Genomic DNA, 23,856 nt, shown 5'->3' on the forward strand with positions numbered 1-23,856 from the left:
CCGTGCATTTTGATGAATGCAATCAACGGCGTTTTCGGCACCGTGCATGCTTTTGATGCCTGGGAGGCCCTTCCGTGAGCGTGCGCGACAGCGACTTGCGCGTTCGGCCTGGGCGCATCCGCAGTACCCGCGCGCCGAAGCAAAAGAGCTTCATCAACCAGGTGCTGCGGGCGGCGAAGAGAGCGGGACACACCTCGGGCCAGGCCGCGGCTGGCAGGCGTTCTGCGGCCTATGGGCGCTCGACGTTTGGCCGCGGGCGCCTCGCCTTTAGCCGCGCCAGATTGTTCAGCCCAACGCGGCGCGTCGTGGTGAAGGCCCGCGTGGTTCGTCACAAAGGGAGAGCCTTCCGTTCAGCGCCAATGACGGCCCATCTTTCATATCTGAAGCGCGACGGCGTGACCCGGAGTGGTGAGCGGGCCGAGATGTTCGATGCTGGCAGCGATCGTGCCGATAGCGCGGCTTTCGCGGAGCGCTGTGAGGACGACCGGCATCATTTCAGGTTCATCGTCTCGCCGGAGGATGCGGGCGACATGACCGACCTGAAGGCCTTTACCCGCGATCTCGCCAAACAGATGGAGACGGATCTCGGGACGCGGATCGATTGGGTGGCCGTCGATCATTGGAATACCGACAACCCTCACGTCCATCTTCTCGTTCGGGGGATAGATGAGGAAGGGGCGGATCTCGTGATCTCCCGCGATTATATTAGCCGAGGTCTGCGCGCGCGCGCCGAGGAACTGGTCGCCATCGAACTGGGACCAAGACCAGAGCAGGAGATCCGCAATTCGCTGGAGAGGGAAGTCACAGCTGAACGGTGGACGCGGCTAGATCGGGAGATCCGGCTGGCGGCCGATGAGACCGGCACTATCGATCTTCGCCCCGAGAACCCGGGCAGCTCCGATCCTGAGATCCGGCGCCTGATGGTCGGTCGCCTTCAGCACCTTGAGAAGATGGGCCTTGCTGCCTCCGCCGCACCAGGCGAATGGATGGTCGGGCTTGAGGCCGAGCGTAGCTTGCGCGACCTCGGTATGCGCGGCGACATCATCAAGACCATGCACCGCGCCTTTACCGAGCGTGGAGAACCCCGCGGCGTTGCCGACTTCGTCATCGAGGGTGGACAGCCGACGGCCCAGATTATCGGACGCCTGGTCGACCGTGGACTGCATGACGAACTGACTGGCGAGGCCTACGCTCTGATCGACGGAACAGATGGACGCGCGCACCACGTGCGCTTCCGAGGGCTCGAGGCGTTCGAATATGCACCGCCCGTCGGCGGCATCGTCGAAGTCCGGAGTTTCGGTCCACCCGGCGATCCGCACCCCACCGTGGTGCTCGCGACCCGTTCCGATCTCGATCTTGGTGGTCAGGTCAAGGCAAGAGGGGCAACTTGGCTCGACCACAGGCTCGTCGAACGCAAGGCCATGCCGCTCGCCATGGGCGGCTTCGGCCGCGAGACACGCGACGCCATGGAAGCCCGTACCGAGCATCTGATCCAGGAAGGCCTGGCGCGGCGGCAGGGCCAACGCATCATATTGCAGCGCGACCTCTTGAACACTTTGCGCCGGCGTGAACTGGATGAGGTGGCCGCAAAAGTCTCGGCCGACACGCGCCTCCCTTACATGAAGCGTGACCCCGGGGAGCATGTGGCGGGCACATATCGCCAGCGGCTGACGCTCAGCTCAGGACGCTTCGCCATGATCGATAACGGGCTCGGCTTCCAGCTCGTGCCTTGGTCGCGCGAACTCGAAAAGAAACTCGGCCAACACGTCACCGGCGTCGTGAAGGACGGCGGTGGCATCGAACGGGGTTTTGGTCGGAAGCGCGACCTTGGCCTCTAGCAGTCTCTCCAATTCAGTTGCGGAAGGGCGTTCGGGATGTCCGGAACCAAAATCCTCTGGGGACAGGTGATCGTTGTCGGCCTGATCGTCTTGCTGGCCATCTGGGGAGCAACCGAGTGGACGGCCTGGCGGCTCGCCTGGCAACCGGAGCTTGGGCGGCCCTGGTTCGAACTGTGGGGCTTCAAGATTTACTACCCGCCAGTGTTCTTCTGGTGGTGGTTCGTTTACGATGCCTACGCGCCACAAATCTTTCTCGAGGGTGCCTTCATCGCGGCGTCGGGAACCTTTGTTTCGATCGCGGTGGCGATCGGCATGTCGGTGTGGCGCGCGCGTGAAGCCAAGAATGTCGAGACCTATGGTTCGGCGCGCTGGGCTGGTCTGGATGAGGTTCGAGCGGCCGGACTTCTCGGTCAGGATGGTGTGGTGCTCGGCAAGCTCGACCGGCACTACCTCCGCCACGACGGACCGGAGCACGTCTTGTGTTTTGCGCCCACTCGGTCCGGTAAGGGTGTTGGCCTAGTCGTTCCCTCGTTGCTGGCCTGGCCGGGCTCGGCCATCGTGCACGACATCAAAGGTGAGAACTGGCAACTGACGGCCGGCTTTCGCTCGCGACATGGCCGCGTCCTACTGTTCGACCCCACCAACCCAAAGTCCTCAGCCTACAATCCGCTGCTCGAGGTCCGGCGCGGCGAATGGGAAGTTCGCGATGTCCAGAACGTGGCCGACGTTCTCGTAGACCCCGAAGGATCGCTCGACAAGCGGAACCATTGGGAGAAGACGAGCCATTCGCTCCTGGTCGGCGCCATCCTCCATGTTCTCTACGCGGAGGTGGACAAGACCCTAGCCGGCGTCGCCTCCTTTCTGTCCGACCCGAAGCGGCCGATCGAGGCAACGTTGAAGGCCATGATGACCACGACGCACCTTGGCGAGCAGGGTGCGCATCCAGTGGTCGCCTCGACCGCGCGCGAGCTGCTCAACAAGTCGGAGAATGAACGTTCTGGCGTCCTATCCACCGCGATGTCGTTTCTCGGGCTGTACCGCGATCCTGTCGTGGCCCAAGCAACCCGCCGCTGCGATTGGCGGATTGCCGATCTGATCGCAGATAGCCGTCCCACGACGCTTTATCTCGTGGTGCCGCCCTCCGATATCTCGCGGACCAAGCCGCTGATCCGCCTGGTGCTGAACCAGATCGGCCGGCGCCTGACCGAAGATTTGCACGCCCGCGACCGCCGGCATCGAGTCCTGATGATGCTTGACGAGTTCCCGGCACTCGGTCGGCTTGATTTTTTCGAGTCCGCGCTCGCCTTCATGGCGGGATACGGCATCAAGAGTTTCTTGATTGCGCAGTCGCTCAATCAAATTGAGAAGGCCTACGGGCCTAACAACGCGATCCTCGATAACTGCCACGTCCGGGTCAGCTTCGCGACTAATGATGAGCGGACCGCCAAGCGGGTCTCCGACGCGCTAGGCACGGCGACCGAGATGCGCGCGATGAAGAACTACGCCGGGCACAGGTTGAACCCATGGCTTGGGCACCTGATGGTCTCACGGCAGGAAACTGCGAGGCCGCTGCTGACCCCAGGCGAAGTCATGCAGCTTCCGCCGGCAGACGAGATCGTCATGGTGGCAGGGACGGCGCCGATCCGGGCGAACAAGGTCCGCTACTACGAGGATCGGCGATTCACCGAGCGGGTTCTGCCGCCGCCCGGTCCTGGGACAGCCGGCCGATCATCGCGAACGGACGGATGGTCAGCGCTCCAAGTGCTGAAACCAACTGGAGGTCCAACTGCCAAAGCTGCGGAGGCCGAGGAAGACACAGCAAACAGCGGGCTCCGTCGTGAGCCCGAACTCCCCGATCACGTCGCGATCGCCAAGGAGACGACCGAACTAACGCCGGCAGAGGAATTCGCCGCCGTTCTTGATGATGACGAGGACACGGTCCGGCAGTCCCGGGTTATACGCCAACAGCTCCGTGGTGTCGCCCGTCAAGTCGCCATGGACCCTAATGACGGTATGGAGCTCTGAGCAGTATGCGCGACCGGATGAACGTCTATTTTCCGCCAGAGCTTCTGAAACAGATCTCGGAACTCGCCGATCGCAAGAAGCTTTCCAGGTCCGCGATCGTAGAAGCGGCTGTCGCTTCATTTTTGTCACCGGACGGCGCGGACAGACGGGAGGCGGCGTTTACCCGGCGCCTGGATCGGTTGTCGCGTCAGATGCAGAGGCTCGAGCGTGACGTTGGTTTGGCGGCTGAGACCTTGGCTCTCTTCATCCGTTTCTGGCTGACGATCACGCCACCGTTGCCCAACGACGCGCAGGCGGCCGCGCAAGTAAAGGGAAGGGAGCGCTTTGAAGGATTTGTCGAGGCGCTAGGGCGCCGTTTGCAAAAGGGGCAAAGCTTTCTGCGCGAGATTCCGGAAGATATTCGCCGTCAGGAACCGGTCGAAGAAGCTTAATTGAATCATGGAGAAAGACCGTTTCGCCGTTCCCTTCTTTTTGTTCGCTAACTTACGCCCGCAGTGATTTAGCTGAACTGACGAAAAGCTGGTCACGCTATCGGCTTGCACCAGCTGACAGCAAGAGGGGCCAGCATGCAGATTTCCGGGGCATGGCGCCTCACCGCGCGCGTATTTCTCCCGTTTGCGGTCGGATACTATCTTTCGTATCTGTATCGTACGATCAACGCTTTGATCGCCAGTCGTCTCAGCTCGGATACCGGGCTTGGGACTGCCGACCTCGGGTTGCTTACGTCGGTCTATTTCCTTGTTTTCGCGGCGGCCCAGATCCCCGTCGGCATATCGTTGGACCGCTTTGGTCCTCGCCGCGTACAGAGTGTTTTGCTCTTGCTCGCAGCAGTGGGCGCTTGGCTGTTTGCGGTATCGACCGGCTTCCTGTCACTTTTGATCGCACGTGCAATGATCGGGCTCGGCCTCGCGGCGGCGCTGACGGCTGGACTGAAATCCATGATCCTTTGGTTCCCCAGGGAACGCGTTGCCTTGCTGAACGGCTATATGGTCATGCTGGGCTCGCTAGGAGCGGTGACCGCTACGGCTCCCGTCGAACATCTGCTGGCTTGGATGGGCTGGCGGCAACTCTTTGAGGTCTTGGCGGCGGCCACCGGTGTGACGGCCGCTCTCATCTATGTCGTGGTACCCGAACGAGGCATTGTCTCGTCTATGGCGTCAACCCCCGCGACCCTTAGCTCCGTTTTCGGCGATTGCCGCTTTTGGCGAATGGCCCCGTTGTCGGCGACTTGCATTGGATCGGCCTGGTCCCTGCAGGGATTGTGGGCATCGCTATGGCTGGCCGACGTGGAGGGGCTTGATCGCGCAAGTCTCGTCAGACAGCTTTTCATGATGTCGATCGTACTTAGCGGTGGCGCTTGGTTATTCGGTATGACGGTCCATTGCATCAAACGAAGGGGAATTGGGGCGGAAACAGTATTGGCGCTGGTTGCAGCGCTATTTATCGCAGCTGAGTTTGCTTTGATCTTGCGAGCGCCTCTGCCATCCGTCTTGCCCTGGTCCGTTGTCGCAATTGTCGGAACGGCAACCGTGGTGAGCTTCGCGGTGATACTGGATTACTTTCCGCCGGAGCTTGCCGGTCGTGCGAACGGCGCCTTGAACGTTTTGCACTTTGGTTGGGCCTTTCTGGCACAATACGCGACAGGTCTTATCCTGGAGCAATGGTCTGCGAATGATGGCCGTAGGCCCGTCCAAGCTTATCAAGTCGCGTTCGGTCTCTACATAGCACTGCAGATCGCAGCGTTGGTCTGGTTCGCGCTGCCTTGGCGCCGATCCGTCGCTTCATGGATAAGTTCAATCGTCTTCTTCGAGCCGACCGATGTTTCCTACGCTGTCGAGACAGTTCGGCTCTATGAGGACTCGGTCATCCTCCTGCCAGCGGATGATGATGCGGAGTGGTGAGCAGCAATTCGCGGCGAGCGGATAAGATTAAGTAGCCGTCAAATATCGGTTTCTCAGTCTTTCTTTTTCTACGCCAGCCTACGATCACCGAAAGCGCTTGTTGCGCCAAGTCCATTGGTGCCTTTTCTAATCCTCCCCATATGAGGGAGTCTGAGGACGCTCTCATTCGGTGGGGGCGAACAGTGGCAATCCATTCCATTCAATCCGAAGCGAGCTCACGCGGTGCGCGAATGCTGCGTAGCGCGCTTGGCTCCGCGATTGCCGGCTACCTCGAAGACGAAGCGATCGTCGAGGTGATGCTCAACCCAGATGGGCGGCTGTGGATCGATCGGTTGTCGGATGGTCTGATCGACACAGGCGAAACTCTGTCCGCGGCGGATGGCGAACGCATTGTTCGCCTGGTAGCGCATCACGTGGGTGCCGAGGTGCATGCCGGTTCGCCACGGGTCTCGGCCGAATTGCCAGGGACCGGCGAGCGCTTCGAAGGTCTCTTGCCTCCGGTCGTTGCAGCACCGGCCTTTGCTATCCGCAAGCCCGCCGTCGCCGTGTTTACGCTTGACGACTACGTCGCCAGGGGGATCATGACCTCGGAGCAGGCCAAGATCCTGAGAGGCGCGGTCGACGCAAGGAAGAACATCCTCGTCGCCGGTGGGACATCGACCGGCAAGACAACGCTGACGAATGCCCTCTTGGCCGAGGTAGCAAAGAGCGCCGATCGGGTCGTTCTGATCGAAGACACGCGCGAACTCCAATGCAAAGCGCCCAATCTCGTGGCGCTGCGGACCAAAGATGGCGTGGCTACGCTATCCGATCTCGTTCGGTCCTCGCTGCGACTGCGTCCTGATCGTATTCCGGTTGGCGAGGTCCGCGGTGCGGAAGCACTCGATCTGCTCAAGGCCTGGGGCACCGGTCATCCCGGTGGCATCGGCACTATTCATGCGGGCACCGCGCTCGGCGCACTGCGGCGGCTCGAGCAGCTCATCCAGGAAGCCGTCATCACGGTTCCGCGGGCCCTGATCGCCGAGACCATCAACGTTATCGCCGTGCTGGCGGGGCGCGGCGCCGGCCGTCGCCTCGCCGAGCTTGCCCTCGTCACCGGGCTAGGGGCCGCCGGCGACTACGACCTTTCATCAGCAGGAGACTGACATGCGTCAGCAATTTCGCTTTCTTCGAGGTGCATCGTTGGCCGCCTTCGGCACGGTGGTCTTGGCAGTTCAGCCAGCATGGGCGGCTGGCTCGAACATGCCCTGGGAGCAGCCACTCAACCAGATCTTGCAGTCGGTCGAGGGACCGGTCGCCAAGATCATCGCCGTCATCATCATCGTGGTGACCGGTCTCACGCTCGCGTTTGGGGACTCGTCGGGTGGTTTCCGCAGGTTGATTCAGATCGTGTTCGGTCTGTCGATCGCGTTTGCCGCCTCGAGCTTCTTCCTTTCGTTCTTCTCCTTCGGCGGCGGCGTGGTTATCTGATGGATGAACCCCTCACAGGCTTTGCCGTGCCCGTTCACCGCGCGCTCACTGAGCCAATCCTGATGGGCGGCGCGCCGCGATCAGTTGCAATCGTGAACGGCACGCTTGCGGCAGCCCTTGGGCTCGGACTTCGGCTGTGGATCGCGGGACTTGTCCTCTGGTTCATCGGCCACATGGCCGCCGTCTGGGCCGCCAAGCGCGACCCCGCATTCGTCGATGTGGTGCGCCGACATCTGCGCATTCCCAGTCATCTCAATCTTTGAGTTATCGGTCATGTTGAACCTTGCCGAATATCGTCATTCCAGCGCGCGCCTCGCCGACTTCCTGCCCTGGGCAGCCCTCGTCGACGAGGGAATCATCCTGAACAAGGACGGCTCGTTCCAACGGACAGCAAAGTTCCGGGGGCCTGACCTCGACAGCGCGGTGCCGGCTGAGCTTGTAGCCGTCGCCAGCCGTCTGAACAACGCCGTGCGTCGCCTGGGATCGGGCTGCGCCGTGTTCGTTGAGGCGCAGCGTCACTTTGCGGGGGCGTACCCGCCTAACGTCTTTCCCGACATCGCGTCAGCGCTGGTCGATGCGGAACGAAGGGCTCAGTTCGAAGAGGCGAGTGCCCACTACGAGTCCAGCTACTTCTTGACCTTCCTCTATCTGCCACCCGAGGAGGGAGCCGCCAGGGCAGAGCGCCTGCTCTATGAGGGACGCGATCGGACTGTGGGAGCAGACGCCCGCGAGGTGCTCCGCGGATTTATCGACCAAACCAACCGTGTGCTGCAGCTCGTTGAAGGATTTATGCCGGAATGCGCGTGGCTCGATGATCAGGACACGCTGACCTACCTGCACTCGACGATCTCGACCAAGCGTCACCGCGTTCGCGTGCCTGAAATTCCGATGTACATCGACGCGCTGTTGTCCGACCAGCCGCTGACCGGCGGGCTAGAGCCGATGTTGGGCTCAGCCAATATTCGGGTCTTGACGATTGTCGGCTTTCCGGGTGCGACGACCCCGGGTATCCTGGACGATCTGAATCGTCTGGCATTCTCGTATCGTTGGTCGACGCGCGCAATCATGCTCGACAAGACCGACGCCACCAAACTGCTGACCAAGATTCGGCGGCAGTGGTTTGCCAAACGAAAGTCGATTGGCGCCATTCTCAAGGAGGTCATGACGAACGAGGCGTCGACGCTGCTCGATACCGACGCCCACAACAAGGCGCTTGATGCCGACGCAGCGTTGCAGGAACTGGGGTCGGATCAGATCGGACAAGCCTTTGTTACGGCGACCATCACTGTCTGGGACCGCGATCCCAACACTGCCGATGAAAAGCTGAGGCTGGTCGAGAAGGTCATACAGGGCCGTGATTTCACCTGCATAATCGAGACCGTGAACGCCGTCGAAGCCTGGCTCGGCAGTCTGCCCGGGCACGTCTACGCCAATGTGCGGCAGCCTCCGATTTCGACCCTCAACCTCGCCCATATGATTCCGATGTCGGCTGTTTGGGCCGGCGAGGCGAGGGATCTGCACTTCAAGGGTCCGCCGCTTCTGTTCGGCAAGACCGAGGGATCGACGCCCTTCCGGTTCTCGCTCCACGTCGGCGATGTCGGCCATACGCTAGTAGTGGGACCGACTGGAGCCGGCAAGTCGGTCCTGCTGGCCCTGATGGCGCTACAGTTCCGTCGTTACCCGAATTCGCAGGTCTTTGCCTTCGATTTCGGCGGTTCGATCCGGGCGGCCGCGATCGCCATGGGTGGCGACTGGCATGATCTCGGCGGTGCATTGTCTGACGGGGACGAAAACCCAGTCGCGCTGCAACCTTTGGCCTGGATCGATGATCCTTCCGAGCGAGGGTGGGCGACGGAATGGATCGGCGCGATCCTGGCACGGGAAAAGATCGAGATCACCCCTGAGGTCAAGGATCATCTGTGGTCGGCGCTAACATCTCTCGCTTCGGCGCCGAGGGAGGAACGCACCCTCACGGGCCTGTCAGTCCTTCTTCAATTGAACTCCCTGAAGCGCGCCCTGCAACCATACTGCCTGGGCGGAGCTTCCGGGCGCTTGCTCGATGCCGAATTCGAAGATCTCGGCGAGGCGTCGGTCCAGGCGTTTGAGACCGAAGGCTTGATCGGAACGAGTGCTGCGCCGACCGTGCTGGCGTATCTCTTCCATCGCATCGGGGACCGCCTCGACGGTCGGCCTACACTACTTATTGTCGATGAAGGCTGGCTTGCCCTCGATGACGAAGATTTTGCCGGCCAGCTCCGGGAATGGCTGAAGACGCTTCGCAAGAAGAATGCGTCCGTTATCTTTGCCACCCAATCGCTTTCGGATATTGACGGGTCCGCAATCGCGCCGGCGATCATCGAAAGCTGCCCAACGCGGCTGTTGCTGCCGAACGAGCGGGCGATCGAGCCGCAAATCACAGCGATCTATCGCCGCTTTGGCCTCAATGACCGCCAGATCGAGCTTCTGAGCCGCGCTACGCCCAAGCGCGACTACTACTGCCAATCTCGCCGCGGCAACCGGATGTTCGAACTTGGCCTTGGCGAGGTCGCTCTGGCCTTTACCGCAGCCTCTTCCAAGACAGACCAGGCAGCCATCTCGCAACTCCTCGCCGAACATGGACCTGACGGCTTCGTGCCGGCCTGGCTACAGCACCGTGGCGTCGCCTGGGCCCTCGACCTGATCCCCAACCTCGTCAATCTGGAGAAATCGCTATGAGGCGTCTTGGCCTATTGGCGGCCGCTGGCATGGTCGCGCTGATGCTCGACCTCAGGGTGCCCGCGCGGGCGCAGTGGATCGTCTTCGATCCCAACAACTACGTCCAGAGCGTCCTGACTGCCGCCCGTGAGCTGCAGCAGATCAACAACCAGATCACCTCGTTGCAGAACGAGGCGCAGATGCTGATCAATCAGGCAAAGAATCTGGCAAACCTGCCGTATTCATCCCTGCGCCAACTGCAATCCTCGATCCAGCGGACCCAGCAATTGCTGGCCCAGGCCCAGCGGATCGCCTACGACGTCGATCAGATCGATCGCGCGTTCTCGACCAGCTACGCGCCAGCGACCAGCAGCCAATCGAACCAGTTACTGATCTCCAATGCTCAATCGCGTTGGCAGAATTCCTATGCCGCAACGCAAGACGCGCTTCGCGTCCAGGCCGGCATCGTTGGCAATCTCGACACCAACCGTGTCCAGACCTCCGCGCTCGTCATGTCTAGCCAGGGCGCAAGCGGCGCTCTGCAGGCAACACAAGCTGGTAACCAGATTCTCGCGCTTAACGCGCAGCAGCTCGCCGACCTCACCGCTGTCGTGACGGCGCAGGGCAGGGCGCAAAGCCTTGAAGCAGCGCAACGCGCCTCGGCCCAGGACCAGGGCCGCGAGCAGCTTCGACGGTTTCTTACGCCAGGGCAGGGTTATCAATCATCCAGCGTGCAGATGTTCCACTGATGACGGACATTCGGGCATTCAAGGCGTTGTCGCTGCTGACGACAATCGGCGTTTTGGTGGTCACAGCCTGCACGATTCAGCTTCGCGGTAGTGACGAGTCGCCCGCGCTGCCGAAGACGGAGCGGACGACAGATGGAGCCAACCCTGATCTCGCACGCTGCCGCAGCGTCACTGCTGAGGAAACAGCAGGTTATCGGCATTGCCAGCAGATTTGGGCCGAAAACCGGCGCCGCTTCTTGGGCAGGAAGAACGTTCCCGCAGATCCTGGCCAAGACGATTCCACCGCAGGCTTGGCGTCCGCCCGAAAGGATCAGAGCCGGATCCCGCAAGGTTATCCGGGACCGGCGATGCCTGAGGCGAGCAAGCCATGACTGGTACGGGGATCATTGACCAGTTCCTTGAAACGTTCACGCGATATATTGACAACGGTTTTGGGCTGCTCGGCAGCGATGTCGGATATCTCGCAACGACCCTTGCTGCGATCGACATCACGCTCGCCGCGTTGTTCTGGAGTTGGGGGCCGGACGAAGACATTATCGCGCGCCTCGTCAAGAAAACGCTCTTCGTAGGCGTCTTTGCCTACCTGATCGGCAACTGGAACAGCTTGGCGCGCACCGTCTTCGAGAGTTTCGCCGGTCTTGGACTGAAAGCATCGGGCGCAAGCCTCTCCGCGGCAGATTTCCTGCGACCGGGAAAGATCGCCCAAGTCGGCCTCGATGCCGGTCGACCATTGCTTGATTCGATCTCCAACCTGATGGGCTACATCAGCTTCTTCGAGAATTTCGTCCAGATCGTCGTTCTCCTATTCGCCTGGATTGTGGTGCTGCTCGCCTTCTTCATTCTGGCGATCCAGCTCTTTGTCACCCTGATCGAATTCAAGCTCACGACGCTGGCCGGCTTCGTGCTCATTCCCTTTGGCTTGTTTGGCAAGACTGCCTTCGCGGCGGAGCGCGTTCTGGGCAACGTCATATCTTCCGGCATCAAGATCCTGGTCCTGGCCGTCATCGTCGGCATCGGCTCCACCCTGTTCTCGCAGTTCACCGCAGGTTTCGGCGGTGCACAGCCGACCATCGAAGACGCGATGACACTGGTGCTCGCGGCGCTTTCCTTGCTGGGCCTCGGCATCTTCGGTCCGGGTATCGCAAACGGCCTAGTGTCGGGCGGACCTCAACTTGGCGCCGGCGCCGCGATTGGAACAGGCCTTGCTGCTGGCGGCATTGTTGCAGCTGGCGCGGGACTTGCCGCTGGCGGTGCCGGTCTCGCTGGCGGTGCGGTTGCAGGCGCCGCGCGCGGTGGCGGCGCTGTCATAAGCGGAGCAACAGCCGCCTATCGAAGCGGCGGCCTTGCCGGCGTCGCGGAGGCTGGCGCTTCGGCTGCGTGGAGTCCATTGCGCCGGGCAGCGGCTACCTTCGGAGGTAGCCAAGCGGGCGACCAGGGCGCGAGCGCTCCGGCCGACGGGCAGCCTGATTGGGCTCGCCGCATGAAGCGTGCTCAGATCATTCAGCACGGTGCCTCGGCTGCTGGCCACGCCGTCCGCTCGGGCGATCATGGTGGCAGCGGCTCTTCCGTCGATTTGTCCGAAGGAGAACGCTGAGACGCACCACTACACCTCCGCCGCACAGCAGCGCCTCAAATCCTTCTATCGCACACTTGAAACCGATCACTCGATATCAGGGGCACCCATCGATGTTCAAACGACCAACAGTTCACTACGGGCGCATGCCCGAGCCGATTACGCCTTATCAAAAGGCCGCTCAGGTTTGGGACGAACGCATTGGATCAGCGCGCGTGCAAGCTAAGAACTGGCGCCTGATGGCGTTCGGCTGTTTGATGTTGTCTGCCGGTCTCGCTGGCAGCCTTGTCTGGCAATCGAGCCAAGGCTCGATCACGCCCTGGGTAGTTGAGGTCGATCATCTCGGTCAAGCCCAAAGGGTTGCGCCGGCCAACATCGACTATCAACCTACTGACGCTCAGATAGCCTACCATCTGGCGCGCTTCATCGAGGACGTCAGAGGTTTGCCGGCAGACAGTATCGTTCTGCGCCAGAATTGGCTCCGGGCCTATGATTTTACGACGGATCGTGGCGCGGCTGCACTGAACGACTATGCGCGCAACAATGACCCCTTTGCCAAGCTGGGCAAGGCACAAATCTCAGTGGACGTCTCAAGCGTCATTCGCGCGTCTTCGGAGAGCTTTCGAGTCGCCTGGACCCAGCGCATCTACGACAACGGCTCGTTGAGCGCGACTGAGCGTTGGACCGCAATTCTCTCGATCGTGATCGAGACACCCCGCGATGCCGAACGCCTGCGCAAGAACCCCCTTGGCGTCTACGTCCGCGCCATCAACTGGTCAAAGGAGTTGAGCCAGTGACCAAGATGCCGTTTGACGTTCATTCGAAACGTTCCCTCCAGCAAAGCAGGCTCGGCTCGGCTTGGCCCGAGTTCGTGAGCTCGAAGCGTGCATTTTTATCCGCTTTCCTGCTTTGTTCGTCCGCGCTCGGAGGCTGCGCGACCTACATTCCGCCGGAGATCAGCTATGACGCTGATGTTCCTCCGCTGCCGGCGGCGCCAGTGGCTCTCGACGACAGATCGCGACCGCTTCACGTTCCACCTCTCTGGAAGCCTGCTCTCGGCGGCAAGTTAGGCGCGAAAGAAGACGCTGAGCCGGTGAGCCGCGTAGAGACGGCAAACAGCGCAGCCCGGGTCGAACCGCGCAAGCGGGGCTATTTCAACGCAGCGCAAATCTACGCCTACAGTCCCGGGGCGCTCTATCAGATTTACGCCGCACCGGGGCAGATCACGGATATCGCGCTCGAGGAGGGAGAGCAGTTGACGGGATCAGGACCGATCGCGGCCGGAGATACCGTACGCTGGGTCGTGGGCGATACCGAAAGCGGGAGCGGCGACACACGGCGGGTCCATATCCTGGTCAAGCCGACCCGAGCTTCGATTGAGACCAACTTGGTGGTCAATACGGACCGGCGCACCTACTTGATTGAGCTCCGCTCCCGCGAACGGCCATACATGCCGTCTGTTGCTTGGTACTATCCAGAAACTGCACGGGAACGATCGCGTTCGGTCGCGCAGCCTGTTCTTCCGGACCCGGCGCAGCGCACCTTCCGCTATGCCATCGAAGGGGACAGTCCTCCCTGGCGGCCGCTCGCCGCATATGACGATGGCCGCAAGGTCTATGTCGAATTCCCGGCGGGGATCGTGCAGGGCGAGATGCCTCCGCTCTTCGTCATCGGTCCAGACGGCAAGACTGAACTCGTCAACTACCGCGCTTACGGCAACGTATTGATCGTCGATCGGCTGTTTGCTGCCGCCGAACTGCGGCTTGGCGGCGAGCACCAGCAGAAGGTCCGTATTGTCAGGACCGATGGGAGACCGTCGTCATGAACACTCGGAATATGAACGATCAGGAGCAAGCGGCTCCGCCTGAGACACAAGAGGATCAGTCCAGGGGCTTCCGCTTGAGAGCGGAGCACCCGCGCGTGACACGGTTGTCACGGAAAGTACTGGCGGGAGGGAGCGCGGTCGCCCTGCTTGTCATCGGTGGAGCCGTGCTGTGGTCGCTGCAGAAGAATCGCCCTCGAGACCAGGCGGCCGATGAGCTTTACAGTACCGACCATCACAATGTCGCTGACGGTATTACGGCGCTGCCGAAGGACTACACTGGCATTCCGCGCCAGCCAATCCCGCAACTGGGTCCGCCCCTTCCCGGGGACCTCGGTCGGCCGATCCTTGCGGCCCAAGGCCAGTTGCCGACGATCGGCGCTGATCCAGAACAGCAGCGCCGGGATCAAGAGACCGAAGCAGCCCGCATCAGCCATCTATTCGCTTCGGCGAATGGACGAGAAGTGCGTCCGCCCGCCGCTGCGGCGGTTGGAAACGAGCGCGTCGTGCCTGCGAGCGCGACGAGCACCGGCGACGACGGAAATGCGCAAAACGGTCAGGACCGCAAGCTTGCCTTCGTGAACGCTTCTGTGGACCGTCGCACGGTAAGCCCTGATCGCGTCACCAAGCCGGCTTCACCGTATATCGTGCAGGCTGGGACGGTTATTCCGGGAGCCCTGATCACCGGAATCCGGTCGGACCTGCCGGGCCAGATCACGGCGCAGGTGACCGAGAATGTCTATGACACGCCGACCGGCCGCTCTCTGCTTGTGCCTCAGGGAGCGCGTCTGATCGGCATCTACGATAGCCAGGTCACTTTCGGCCAGTCCCGTGTCCTGCTCGTCTGGACCCGGCTGATTATGCCGAACGGACGTTCCATCGTTCTCGAGCGGCAGCCTGGCGCTGACGCTGCCGGGTATGCAGGCCTCGAAGACCAGGTCGACAATCACTGGGGTGAGCTGTTCAAGGCTGCGGCACTATCGACGTTTCTGGCGGTCGGGACCGAACTTGGGGCCGGCTCGGACACCAACAGCAACGACAGCGCGATCATCCAGGCATTGCGGCACGGCGCCTCAGACTCACTGAATCAGACCGGACAGCAGGTCGTTCGCCGCAGCCTCAACATCCAGCCCACTCTGGCTGTACGACCTGGCTTCCCGGTTCGTGTTCTTGTCAATCGTGACCTCATACTTACGCCCTATAGAGGGTGACAACATGCCAAAACTCAAAATTGGAGAGCTTCCAGACGACAAGCCGGTCAAAGTGAGTACCGAGCTGCCTGCGGCCGTGCATCGTGATCTCATTGCATATGCGGAAGCGCTTACGCGTCAGGGTGGCCAAGTGGTCGATCCGACTAAGCTCATCGCTCCCATGTTAGCGCGCTTTATGGCCACGGATCGAGGATTTTCTAAACTGAAACGTGAAGGCCACGTACCGGCCGCTGGCGAAGGACAGTGATGCTCAAGGTTTCCGAAACTGTTGGTCGATGCTAATTCTAGGCGCTGCCGAGCTGGCGCCAAGAGCCGAGATATCTTGTCGGAAAGGTGTGTTCGCGCCGGATACAACTCCGATTATCAGGTTTTCTCGGTTTTCAGACGCGAGGCGCTGGGCCAACTGCAGTTATTCGGTCGCCTTGAAGCGCGTTACACTGCTCCGGCCATCGACGCTGACAGGCACGTCACCCTCGACCGTGGCCCGCCGTACGACGCGATGCTGGTCCCCGTAATCGTTTACCGCGTAATGCTGCGTTGCGCGGTTATCCCATATTGCAATATCGCCCTCTAGCCAGTTCCAGCGCACAGTGTTTTCGGGCGCGGTGATGTGAGATTGGAACAGATCGAACAACTTTTGTCCGTCGTATTTGCCGACCCCAACAAAGTGCTTCACCAAGGCGCCGAGCACTAGCGTCCGCTCGCCTGTCTCGGGGTGGACGCGTACAGCGGGATGCTCGGTCTCAAAAGCCGTTCTGGTGAACACCTCGTCAAAGTGCTTCTTGTCGACCTCGCGGACACGCGCGATCCCGGCGTAATCGAAAACGTTACTGTGAACGGCCCATAGGCCGTCGGCAAGGCGTTGTAGAGGCGGCGGCAGATCAAGATAAGCGGCAGCTGTGTTCGACCACACGGTGTCGCCTCCGAACCTTGGCATTACAACGGCCCGCAGGACCAAAATCTTGGGATAGGCGTCGGCGAAGGTCCCATCCGTATGCCAAACGTCTGCGCGACCGCCGCCGCGAGTGGAGTCCAGTTCGAGGAGCGACGCCATCCCCTTGGTGGCACCAAGCATCGGATGCGGCACTAACTTTCCGAGACGAGCGGCAAAGCGCTCCTGCTCGGCGTCATTGAGATGTCCTTGATTACGGAAGAAGATCACCTTGTGCTTGAGCAATAAGCTGTTGATCGCAGCGATCGCGTGATCCGGTAAATCGCCTGATAGCTTGATATTTTTGATTTCGGCGCCGATGCGCGCTGCTCGTTTCACCACATCGGTGCTCGGAATGACGCCACCGATCAAAGCCGTTGTGCTCATGTTGCTTTTGTAAGCCCTTGCAGTTTCTCTCTCTCGCCTCTCGGAGCGAATGATCTTCAGCAAGCATCGTGCCAGGCGAAAGACGACCATGTACCGCCAATGGGCACTGAACGAATCGTGGTATTCGGCGCGAGTCATCGAACTGAGCCGATGGTTGGACCGAGTGACGAAAAAACTCGATCACCGACCTCCCCCTTCTAATGTCGAACCGTGAAAGCCGAAGCGGACAGCAGGAGGCGCCAACCTAGGCGGCGCTGGCAAGCCACAAGGCCGAATGGACTTTCGATATTCGCGCTGTACTGGACCTGACACGAGATTGTGCCTCTGTCAGAATACAGACAAGTGTCTACAGCGCGGTAAGCCCGAGCTGACTGTTCGGTTAATAAATGTCGCGAGGTAATTGTATGCCCGGGTTAATCTCTACTAATGCCGCTGGAGCGTGTGAGAGCTGCAGATGTAATGTCCATCGGCGCTGTTGGCCACGGTCATGCACATTATCGTCTCAGTCCTGAGCCAGGATAAGAGCTGCAACTTCCAGGTCCTGTGCCAGTTTGCTCGCCGCTAGGCCGGTGGCGACACCAACGCGATCGGGCGCAGGGCGGTTCTGGCTCATCTTGCGCTTGCCTTCGACCATGGTGATCGGGATGCGCACGCCGGCGATTTCACGCAACTGGACGGCAATGAAATCCGCGGGCGCATCGCTGACGGCCCAGGGCGTCGCACGTGACGTCTCATGGATATTCGTCAGACGCGTCACGATCTCAAGCAGGCGTTTAGGATCCTCGAAGAACTCAATCGGTCCATGGGCGTGGACCGCGATGTAATTCCATGTAGGCACCACGTGTTCAGTTTGACGCTTGCTTGGATACCAGGATGGTGTCACATAAGCCTCTGCGCCACTAAAGATCGCCAGAGCTTCTCCAATCGGGGCCGTGCGCCATTGCGGATTGCCCTTCGCCAGGTGCCCGTACAGCGCGCCGTGTTTGCCTTCGCTCTCATCGAGGAAGAGCGGAAGAGGCGTCGCAAGTGGCCCATCTGATGTCGCCGTGATCAGGTTGGCCAATCGGGCGCAGCGGATTGTCGCTTGAATGCTCTTGAGGTCGTCATCTCGAAAGTGGGATGGTATGTACATAGAGGGTCTCCGTTGGCTGTCGTCCAGATAAAACCCAAGTCAAGAAGCTAGAAAACCGGCAGTTTCGGTAGCTCCCGTAGAGGTGCTCCGCTTCCTCTTTTGACGTGAAGTTTTCGGATTTGTCCGGGACGTGACCCGCCACTAAGTATTTGTTCCAGAAGGCGAAGGAGTTAGAGTCCAGCCCGAAGAGGGACGGACAGATGAGGCGAGCAAGGTTCAGGAAGAGCAGATTATCGCGGTATTAAAGGAGGATGAGGCTTGGGCGAAACGGCTGACCTGGCTCGCAGGCATGGGATCTCCGAAGCGACGATCTACAATTGAAAGGCTAAATTCGGCGGCATGGATGTCTCTGAGACCAAGCGCCTGAGGCGCTGGGAGAGGAGAGCGCGAAGCTGAAGAAGCTTCTGGCCGAGCAGATGCTCGACGCGGCCGCCCTTCGCGAGCTGCTTTCAAAAAAGCGATAGGGGCCGTCCACGCCGGGGATCTGCCGCGTGCCGATCTCCGCGCCTGCGTCCACCAGCCGACGTTAGCTCCTTGCGCAATGCAGGAAGCTTCCCCCCGGTCCGGCAGCGCGACAACGAAGTAAGCGCGCGACGCGAGGGAGAGCCCTGGTTTAAGTGAAATATATAGCCAGCCCCGGTTTCACCAACGCTACGGCGTGCACCGGTTCCGACTCCATACATGTGAATCGAAAGTTAGGGGCATGAGGGAAGGCCCTCCGGGCTGGCTGGCGGACCCTCGACCCCGAGCCTGAGCACAAGGCCGTGCATGTCCCCACGGTTCGTCCCAAGAGCAAACTGCAGATTCTTGCTAACGATCGGCTAAGATCCTCGCCGGGTTAGCGCGCGATGTGCTAGGTCAAGCCGCAGCGCCCATCGTGCGGAACGTCGCGGCACAGGCCCCAGGAGCTGTCTTGAGGCCGCGACTGCGGTCTTCTCGCCCGGCCTTCTGAGAAGTGTTCGCTTTGTAACACGGCTGACCGCCCCCGAGAGGGGCGTGGTATTCTGCCGAATGCCAGACCGATCTCCCGCCGAATTATTCGCACCGCTCGCTTGAACTGCTCGGCCGGCACCAGGCCGCCCTAACCGGCAATCCGAAAGCGAAGCGCGAGCTCGGGCAGATGGCCCGCGAGTACAAACAGATGGCGGACTGGCACGACCACAACCCCCAGCATCGAGAGTAAGGCCGCCTCGGCCTGTCCTGATTCACGGCTGGGGCCGGATTAACCGCCTTCGTCCAGTGTTAGTACACGTATGGATCGAAATGATCCTGTATCGGCAATTGGCGGTACAGCGGTCTGCGCGGCGATCGTCGCCATCTTCGAGATCAAGGTGGCAATGGATCGTAGGCGCTTCAAAAGTAGCGCCGCCTCATGGCGCAGCTATCGTTTACGAACTTGTGGCGAAGGGATTGGATTGTTGATGCGCCCTGGCCGATAGCCCCCGCCGTGCCAGAGCACAACGGCCCCGGCTGTCGCCGATTGGCTGGGGCCGCTTTTATGCGGGCGAGGCGCACTTGGGGCTTGCAATGCGGGGGGGCGCAAATGACAAGCGCGGGCCACGCTTTCGGTAAGCGCCTTCACGCCGACCTTGCCGCACAGCATCAATCCCCTTTGAGATTCGCTCTGGAGGCCAACAAGGATCGCCTGATGGCAACATAGCTATGTCCTTAGGTGCAGCGGTTCGGGAGTGGCCCGACGGGGCGCTATGCCACTTTGATCCGATCGAAAGGGATGAGGTGGCAGTTTGAACAGCATTCCCGCGTTCGGCTCAGTGCGGCAGGACTTCCATGTTCTTCACCTCACTACGACGTGCCTTCGCAGGCAGGGAATCGCTGAAGTCAACTGGAGTGATGCAAATATTCCTGCCTCATTGCCTGGATCGTAGCGCAACTGTATCGCAACATTTCTCGTTCGGCTGCCGGTCCGACGGACTTTGAGACGATAGCCGTAGCCATCCAGCGTACTGGCTCTGACTCACTTCAGATGAAGTTCGACGGACGTCTGGCACTTTGATTGGAGAGGATCTCACAGTTCTGCTTCAGAAAGTCGGTTTGAAGCTCAGGAGCCGCGGTGATTGCGCAAACGCGCCCGCAAGGACCTACCAAGAATGGCCGGTCGCACTGTCGCGGGAAGTTGGTTATACTGTCGCTCTCAACGGAGGGGGATCCGTGTCCTACAGCATTAGGTGTCATCGAACGGGGTTTAGCCGGAGGCATTTTTCAGTTCAAAGTTTGAGCGCAAGAGAAGCCCTGTGTAAGGCGGAGTGTCTTGAGAGATCGGGAGTAGACATAGACTATATTGATACTCCCTCAGGCGGACGTGTCGACCTCCGCACGTTCCGGAAGCTGGCTGAGACGGAGGGCGGCTTCGAACAAGAACTTCCCAGCCAATGATGATGATCATACCTACGCTTTCAGGAAAATACTCAAACATTTGAGCTCGCACCTACGAAGCCCTGTCACTTCAAAGCTGGCGCCTTCACGTTTCAATGCGTCGCGTTTCGGCCTGGAATCTCCCAGGCCCTTCGGATACCTGGGCCGGCCAATTTGCGTTGTCTCGAATACGCGCATCGTTGCCCTCGCTAGCATCCATCAACTTCGCGCAGATTCCACCATGCACAAGAACTAACAAGACGAGCGGCTGCCATGAACGATGGACATTGATTTGGTTCACTCTCAAGAACGCGGCTTCTCAAGCGACTTCAGTATTGCGAGCTGCCTCGGACTGCCACCGAAGCAGTGTCCCCTGCCGTTTAGATTGTTTCAGTCGAGAAGATGCTGCGCATTTCCGGCAGCGTTCAAAAGACCGTTCACAGTCTTCAAGCCGAGCCCGTCTTACAGCAGGATGCATGATCCGGCGAAGCAGCCTAGTCTGCACAGTAGGCGACCGCTGTTGAGCCACGAGCCTACGACAGCTTTCCGGGCCGGCAGCCTCAAAGCCGAGACCTTACTCGCCATAGCGAAGGACGTGCAGATTGCCGACAGACGCGCACGTGGGGTACGGCGTGGTTTTGGTCCGGCGCAAACTATCCATGCTTGCTTGGCCTGCCGGTCCAGCTTCGCGAGCTGTCCTAGACATGCACTACTTCCGGCGCTTGACCTTGCGCGGCACTTAGCTAGCCAAGGCGCCACGCTGACCTAAAGAGTGTTCGCCGTCGGGGCCTGTGAAACAGGCAGTGTGATTTTGCTTTGGGAGGAGTTCCTGGTTCATAGTAGCCAGCGGGAGCGAAGATGAAACAGAAATCCGGACCGAGAAAAGCACCGGCAGAACAAGTTGTAAAAAGACATTAGGCGACAGACCCGCCGGCATTATTCGGCGGAAGAGAGGATCCGCATGATGCTGTGCGCGGCAAGGAGAACATCTCGAGATCTGCCGCCCAGAAGGCATCGCTGCCTCGATGTGTTACAGTTGGTTCAAGGAGTTGTCTGACGACGGACGTCAGCTCTCAAACGAATGTCGACAACTTGACCCTGCAGCCCGCTACGAAGTCCCTGCTGAACCTCCAATTCTCAATTCGGCACGGCCCTTGCTTGGTTAGAGGTACCATCACGTATTGCTCCAGATACGGCGATGTTAGGGGCGGGCTCGGCGTCGCGAGCGTCTGGTCCGCCCCGCCGATTTGCTGTGGCTTGCGACTTCGGCGCCTAAGCGGCCATGCCATAGCCTCGAACACACGTTAGATCAGAGATGCAGACTGGAACAGTAGTCTCCTACAGTGTTGAGAAGGGCTGGGGCTTCATCAGACCCGACAGCTGCGACGGCATGGATTTGTTCGTTCACATTTCGGACCTTTGCGACTGCACAGGGGCTGATCTGGTGCCGGGGACGCGCGTGTCTTTCGATCGTCGCTTCAACAAACGCCGCTCAAAGTACAGAGCCGCCGAGGTCAGACTAATCAATTGAGATGCCGTATTTTCTGAAGCACGGGTTGCTTATCATTTGATATCGGAACGGCGATGCAGGAGCGCTTCCCTTGCAGGGCGCATTAAAATTTACGGTCGATCTTCTGAAGAATCTTGCCAACTCCAAGAGTCCTTTTGGCGTAGTGACGTGCCACCTGGATGTCGTGCGCAAACCTGGTCAAAATCGTTCAATGAAGCATCGAAGATGTTGGACCAGTTTAGAACGACGGCGTCATCTGACGGCAGCGTTTTGGCACGGACCTCGTACAAATGCGATCGTCCCCAAACAGCCGAAACTGGACGGCCGCGCCGACGGAAAGACTATCATACACGGATTCGGCGACGCCCGCGGTGACGCTCAGCGTATTGCGGTCGACGATCTTGACGAGATCCTAGCCACGCCGCGTGTATTGGCCATCGGTATATTCCAGGCATGCCAACAACGCCGGCGTTGAGCGTAGCGAAGATCAGACACGAACAGGCTCGGCACGATTTGCCGGTCGAGATGGACGATGCGCGCTTTCACTTGCTCGCTCTCGACATTAAGCTCGGCCAGCCGCTGATCGAGTTCTCGGATCGAGTTAATTACCTCGAGGCCGAACTTGCGTCAGCCCGCGACGGAGTCTTCATCGGGAGCCCTACAATGATGCTCCTTCGCTGGTCGAAGTGCGCAGCACCTCCAGCGCTTTGATGTCACCGTGATTGTTTCAGATCTCGCAGGAGAGCCAGATCTCGGCTGCGCGATTGGGAGTACTGGACGCGTTATCTTCACCGGCGGCCCGATCGCACAATTCCGTCGGTTTCTTACGCGCTACGGGCTCTGATGCTGCTGCCCTCACGACTCTTTGCGGCTTTCCACGGCCTTTGTCGCCGTACTTGACGCCGATTTCGTTTTGCAGACGCCGCTTTCAGAATCGGGCTCCGCCTTACCGTCGTTCCGTTGCTCAATCCGACAAAATGGTATTGGCGCGCTCTTCTGGGAGTGGCTGCCATAGTGTCTTAGCGCCATGTGGTTCGCCGACGCTTGTGCCACTCGACTGGACTGCGGACGCGCTTCCCCATGCGGACTTAATCGAGCGAACGTTGGCACTGTTTAACGAGCCGAGCGTTGGTCGAGTTGAGGATTCGCATGCTCGAAGCTGTACTGTGCCGTCCTCGTCCATTGCGACTCGAATCAACCCGGACCTAACGCTTTATCGTGGAGGAATACGGTGAACTGTTGCGGTACTCGAGCGCGGGTTCCTATCGACGAACAGATACTCTTCAGATCGTCCCACAGCTATTTGGGGGATCAAGCGGGCTGGAGGACAGGCGCAGTCTGCCCCTGCCATAACTTGCGCGATCGACGATGCTTGTCAAAGTAGAGATCCAAGACAGCGCGTCGGCCAAGTCGACAGCGTCCTTCATCAAAAGCCCCGTGAAGGTGACGTTGCCCTGGCATGCGGCCTGCCCGGTCACAACACCGATCACAGTCCATCCGAACCCATCGCGTCAGATCGCGTAGCGAGCTAATCTGGGTGAGAGCTCGATCGCGTTTCACCACTGTGCTCATAGCCGACGCGGCGCTATGGGATGCTTTGCCACTCAGATAAGTCTCGCGGGATACCCATCTTTGTAGGATCTCCAGCCCACGGCCAATGACATCTCCCGTTCGCTAACCCTTCTGCTGCGATGACTGGCGAGATATACTGGCCTAAAACCTGACCATCAAACAGGAGAGCGCATCCTCCCGGCACGATAATGATCTCGGCTAGACCGGCGTATGTTTCATACCTCCATTTCATAGCTAACTACCGGGTTAACCCCTTTGATATTGACGGCAACGCAGGTGCGACTCGGCGCCTTCACTCAAGAGAACTCGACGCTGTCCCTGCCGCGCCCACGCTGCCGGTGAAGTTAGCCCGACGTGACTCGGCGCTTGTGCTGGTCCGAAAAAGCGCTGTCCCTACCACGCCCCACTAACTTCAGTGGCCAACCTTGCCATAACAACGCTAACCACCCTCGCCTTCGCGGGAGTGTCTGAAGCTCCCACGGGCTGCGGAATTGTAGCGCCAAGAGCGATCATGGGACGCCTACCAGGATTGGTGGCTGGCCGACGGCGTAAAGGCGCACTATCGGTGTGGTAATGGCCGCACGAGATGGGCACATGTACATACACGATTGCCCGCGCCAAGCTTGGGCAACTACGGGCGCTCACCTCAGCCACGTAGAAACGGGCCC

At 60.1% G+C, this 23,856-nt stretch carries 18 protein-coding genes and 1 pseudogene; 17 read left to right on the forward strand and 2 right to left on the reverse strand.

The genetic code is table 11. The annotated features are described in order from the left end of the window. Positions 1-74: 74 nt before the first annotated feature. From I6F37_RS30485 to I6F37_RS30555, 15 genes are all read left to right on the forward strand, one after another. Positions 75-1,838 carry a DUF3363 domain-containing protein gene (locus I6F37_RS30485; protein ID WP_225147713.1) on the forward strand — a complete coding sequence of 588 codons (1,764 nt, stop codon included), beginning with the start codon at positions 75-77 and terminating at the stop codon, positions 1,836-1,838. A gap of 36 nt (positions 1,839-1,874) precedes the next feature. Further along, entirely contained in the window at positions 1,875-3,863 is a 1,989-nt protein-coding gene (locus I6F37_RS30490) for a conjugal transfer protein TraG (protein WP_225128618.1), read from the forward strand. Between the two features lie 5 nt (positions 3,864-3,868). After that, positions 3,869-4,294, forward strand: a complete 426-nt coding sequence (locus I6F37_RS30495; RefSeq protein WP_225128617.1) for a CopG family transcriptional regulator — start codon at positions 3,869-3,871, stop codon at positions 4,292-4,294. 135 nt (positions 4,295-4,429) lie between these two features. Then, on the forward strand, positions 4,430-5,764 hold the full coding sequence (locus I6F37_RS30500; RefSeq protein ID WP_225128616.1) for a nitrate/nitrite transporter: 1,335 nt from the start codon (positions 4,430-4,432) through the stop codon (positions 5,762-5,764). A gap of 230 nt (positions 5,765-5,994) precedes the next feature. Continuing rightward, the gene (gene trbB, locus I6F37_RS30505) at positions 5,995-6,909 is read left to right on the forward strand and encodes a P-type conjugative transfer ATPase TrbB (RefSeq protein WP_225128792.1); all 915 of its coding nucleotides are present in this window, start codon (positions 5,995-5,997) and stop codon (positions 6,907-6,909) included. Position 6,910: 1 nt separating this feature from the next. Next, positions 6,911-7,234 carry a TrbC/VirB2 family protein gene (locus tag I6F37_RS30510; protein ID WP_225128615.1) on the forward strand — a complete coding sequence of 108 codons (324 nt, stop codon included), beginning with the start codon at positions 6,911-6,913 and terminating at the stop codon, positions 7,232-7,234. Beyond that, positions 7,234-7,497: a VirB3 family type IV secretion system protein gene (locus tag I6F37_RS30515; protein WP_225128614.1), complete on the forward strand. Its 264-nt coding sequence runs from the start codon at positions 7,234-7,236 to the stop codon at positions 7,495-7,497. The genes I6F37_RS30510 and I6F37_RS30515 overlap by 1 nt, the downstream gene beginning before the upstream one ends. Before the next feature lie 10 nt (positions 7,498-7,507). Then, a complete protein-coding gene (trbE, locus tag I6F37_RS30520) occupies positions 7,508-9,949 on the forward strand; it encodes a conjugal transfer protein TrbE (protein WP_225128613.1) in 2,442 nt (813 codons plus the stop codon). Continuing rightward, complete coding sequence (gene trbJ / locus I6F37_RS30525; protein WP_225128611.1) at positions 9,946-10,677, forward strand: P-type conjugative transfer protein TrbJ; 732 nt, start codon at positions 9,946-9,948, stop codon at positions 10,675-10,677. The genes trbE and trbJ overlap by 4 nt, the downstream gene beginning before the upstream one ends. Next, the gene (gene trbK-alt, locus I6F37_RS30530) at positions 10,677-11,048 is read left to right on the forward strand and encodes a putative entry exclusion protein TrbK-alt (RefSeq protein ID WP_225128609.1); all 372 of its coding nucleotides are present in this window, start codon (positions 10,677-10,679) and stop codon (positions 11,046-11,048) included. The genes trbJ and trbK-alt overlap by 1 nt, the downstream gene beginning before the upstream one ends. Then, positions 11,045-12,271: a P-type conjugative transfer protein TrbL gene (gene trbL, locus I6F37_RS30535; protein ID WP_225128607.1), complete on the forward strand. Its 1,227-nt coding sequence runs from the start codon at positions 11,045-11,047 to the stop codon at positions 12,269-12,271. The genes trbK-alt and trbL overlap by 4 nt, the downstream gene beginning before the upstream one ends. 92 nt (positions 12,272-12,363) lie before the next feature. After that, positions 12,364-13,047 carry a conjugal transfer protein TrbF gene (trbF, locus tag I6F37_RS30540; RefSeq protein ID WP_225128605.1) on the forward strand — a complete coding sequence of 228 codons (684 nt, stop codon included), beginning with the start codon at positions 12,364-12,366 and terminating at the stop codon, positions 13,045-13,047. After that, the gene (gene trbG, locus I6F37_RS30545; protein WP_225128604.1) at positions 13,044-14,075 is read left to right on the forward strand and encodes a P-type conjugative transfer protein TrbG; all 1,032 of its coding nucleotides are present in this window, start codon (positions 13,044-13,046) and stop codon (positions 14,073-14,075) included. The genes trbF and trbG overlap by 4 nt, the downstream gene beginning before the upstream one ends. Then, positions 14,072-15,283: a TrbI/VirB10 family protein gene (locus I6F37_RS30550; RefSeq protein WP_225128603.1), complete on the forward strand. Its 1,212-nt coding sequence runs from the start codon at positions 14,072-14,074 to the stop codon at positions 15,281-15,283. The genes trbG and I6F37_RS30550 overlap by 4 nt, the downstream gene beginning before the upstream one ends. Positions 15,284-15,287: 4 nt before the next feature. After that, positions 15,288-15,530 carry a DUF2274 domain-containing protein gene (locus tag I6F37_RS30555; protein WP_128931751.1) on the forward strand — a complete coding sequence of 81 codons (243 nt, stop codon included), beginning with the start codon at positions 15,288-15,290 and terminating at the stop codon, positions 15,528-15,530. A gap of 162 nt (positions 15,531-15,692) precedes the next feature. On the opposite strand, the gene I6F37_RS30560 is transcribed toward I6F37_RS30555, so the two are convergent. Further along, positions 15,693-16,601: a TauD/TfdA family dioxygenase gene (locus I6F37_RS30560; protein WP_225128602.1), complete on the reverse strand. Its 909-nt coding sequence runs from the start codon at positions 16,599-16,601 to the stop codon at positions 15,693-15,695. 502 nt (positions 16,602-17,103) lie between these two features. Continuing rightward, on the reverse strand, positions 17,104-17,733 hold the full coding sequence (locus tag I6F37_RS30565; RefSeq protein ID WP_225128601.1) for an FMN-binding negative transcriptional regulator: 630 nt from the start codon (positions 17,731-17,733) through the stop codon (positions 17,104-17,106). A 229-nt stretch (positions 17,734-17,962) separates the two neighbouring features. Between I6F37_RS30565 and I6F37_RS30570 the strand changes: the two are divergent. Continuing rightward, a pseudogene (locus I6F37_RS30570) lies at positions 17,963-18,194 on the forward strand (transposase); the annotation flags it as partial. 3,227 nt (positions 18,195-21,421) lie between these two features. Beyond that, positions 21,422-21,637, forward strand: a complete 216-nt coding sequence (locus tag I6F37_RS30575; RefSeq protein ID WP_225128600.1) for a cold-shock protein — start codon at positions 21,422-21,424, stop codon at positions 21,635-21,637. Positions 21,638-23,856 lie beyond the last annotated feature (2,219 nt).

This window comes from Bradyrhizobium sp. NBAIM08, assembly GCF_020193935.1.
Lineage (GTDB): Bacteria > Pseudomonadota > Alphaproteobacteria > Rhizobiales > Xanthobacteraceae > Bradyrhizobium > Bradyrhizobium yuanmingense.

What these genes read in the sequence shown, in the direction of transcription:
- I6F37_RS30515 (WP_225128614.1), top strand. Translation starts at nt 7,234, where the DNA reads ATGGATGAACCCCTCACAGGCTTTGCCGTGCCCGTTCACCGCGCGCTC.
- I6F37_RS30555 (WP_128931751.1), top strand. Translation starts at nt 15,288, where the DNA reads ATGCCAAAACTCAAAATTGGAGAGCTTCCAGACGACAAGCCGGTCAAA.
- trbB (WP_225128792.1), top strand. Translation starts at nt 5,995, where the DNA reads ATGCTGCGTAGCGCGCTTGGCTCCGCGATTGCCGGCTACCTCGAAGAC.
- I6F37_RS30500 (WP_225128616.1), top strand. Translation starts at nt 4,430, where the DNA reads ATGCAGATTTCCGGGGCATGGCGCCTCACCGCGCGCGTATTTCTCCCG.
- trbE (WP_225128613.1), top strand. Translation starts at nt 7,508, where the DNA reads ATGTTGAACCTTGCCGAATATCGTCATTCCAGCGCGCGCCTCGCCGAC.
- trbK-alt (WP_225128609.1), top strand. Translation starts at nt 10,677, where the DNA reads ATGACGGACATTCGGGCATTCAAGGCGTTGTCGCTGCTGACGACAATC.
- I6F37_RS30495 (WP_225128617.1), top strand. Translation starts at nt 3,869, where the DNA reads ATGCGCGACCGGATGAACGTCTATTTTCCGCCAGAGCTTCTGAAACAG.
- I6F37_RS30510 (WP_225128615.1), top strand. Translation starts at nt 6,911, where the DNA reads ATGCGTCAGCAATTTCGCTTTCTTCGAGGTGCATCGTTGGCCGCCTTC.
- trbF (WP_225128605.1), top strand. Translation starts at nt 12,364, where the DNA reads ATGTTCAAACGACCAACAGTTCACTACGGGCGCATGCCCGAGCCGATT.
- trbL (WP_225128607.1), top strand. Translation starts at nt 11,045, where the DNA reads ATGACTGGTACGGGGATCATTGACCAGTTCCTTGAAACGTTCACGCGA.
- I6F37_RS30565 (WP_225128601.1), bottom strand. Translation starts at nt 17,733, where the DNA reads ATGTACATACCATCCCACTTTCGAGATGACGACCTCAAGAGCATTCAA.
- I6F37_RS30560 (WP_225128602.1), bottom strand. Translation starts at nt 16,601, where the DNA reads ATGAGCACAACGGCTTTGATCGGTGGCGTCATTCCGAGCACCGATGTG.
- I6F37_RS30550 (WP_225128603.1), top strand. Translation starts at nt 14,072, where the DNA reads ATGAACACTCGGAATATGAACGATCAGGAGCAAGCGGCTCCGCCTGAG.
- trbJ (WP_225128611.1), top strand. Translation starts at nt 9,946, where the DNA reads ATGAGGCGTCTTGGCCTATTGGCGGCCGCTGGCATGGTCGCGCTGATG.
- I6F37_RS30490 (WP_225128618.1), top strand. Translation starts at nt 1,875, where the DNA reads ATGTCCGGAACCAAAATCCTCTGGGGACAGGTGATCGTTGTCGGCCTG.
- I6F37_RS30575 (WP_225128600.1), top strand. Translation starts at nt 21,422, where the DNA reads ATGCAGACTGGAACAGTAGTCTCCTACAGTGTTGAGAAGGGCTGGGGC.